Annotated in this window: 1 rRNA gene; it reads right to left on the bottom strand. The window is 56.5% G+C overall.

The features are described 5' to 3' along the window. A 23S ribosomal RNA gene (locus tag LY13_RS25520) occupies nt 1-1,108 on the bottom strand; the annotation flags it as partial.

Below are 1,108 nucleotides of genomic sequence, written 5' to 3'. Positions count from 1 at the left end.
GGCCTATCAACCCAGTCATCTACTGGGGGCCTTAACCCACAACGGGGTGGGAGACCTCATCTAGGAACAGGCTTCCCGCTTAGATGCCTTCAGCGGTTATCCCTTCCGAACGTAGCCAACCAGCCATGCCCCTGGCGGGACAACTGGCGCACCAGAGGTTCGTCCGTCCCGGTCCTCTCGTACTAGGGACAGCCTTCCGCAAGTCTCCTACGCGCGCGGCGGATAGGGACCGAACTGTCTCACGACGTTCTAAACCCAGCTCGCGTGCCGCTTTAATGGGCGAACAGCCCAACCCTTGGGACCAACTCCAGCCCCAGGATGCGACGAGCCGACATCGAGGTGCCAAACCATGCCGTCGATATGGACTCTTGGGCAAGATCAGCCTGTTATCCCCGGGGTACCTTTTATCCGTTGAGCGACACCCCTTCCACCAGGAGGTGCCGGATCACTAGTCCCGACTTTCGTCCCTGCTCGACCCGTCAGTCTCACAGTCAAGCTCCCTTGTGCACTTACACTCAACACCTGATTACCAACCAAGCTGAGGGAACCTTTGGGCGCCTCCGTTACCCTTTAGGAGGCAACCGCCCCAGTTAAACTACCCACCAGGCACTGTCCCTGAACCAGATCATGGTCCGAAGTTAGATTCCCAGCACGACCAGAGTGGTATTTCAACAACGACTCCACCAACACTAGCGTGTCAGCTTCCCAGTCTCCCACCTATCCTACACAAGCCGAACCGAAAACCAATACCAAGCTATAGTAAAGGTCCCGGGGTCTTTCCGTCCTGCCGCGCGAAACGAGCATCTTTACTCGTAGTGCAATTTCGCCGGGCCTGTGGTTGAGACAGCCGGAAAGTCGTTACGCCATTCGTGCAGGTCGGAACTTACCCGACAAGGAATTTCGCTACCTTAGGATGGTTATAGTTACCACCGCCGTTTACTGGCGCTTAAATTCTCAGCTTCACCACCGAAGTGGTTAACCGGTCCTCTTAACGTTCCAGCACCGGGCAGGCGTCAGTCCATATACCTCGACTTGCGTCTTCGCATGGACCTGTGTTTTTAGTAAACAGTCGCTTTCCGCTGGTCTCTGCGGCCCGCCACCCCTAACC

The organism is Prauserella aidingensis (assembly GCF_024171865.1).
GTDB lineage: Bacteria > Actinomycetota > Actinomycetes > Mycobacteriales > Pseudonocardiaceae > Prauserella > Prauserella aidingensis.
This window is presented reverse-complemented; position numbering and strand designations above follow the sequence as displayed.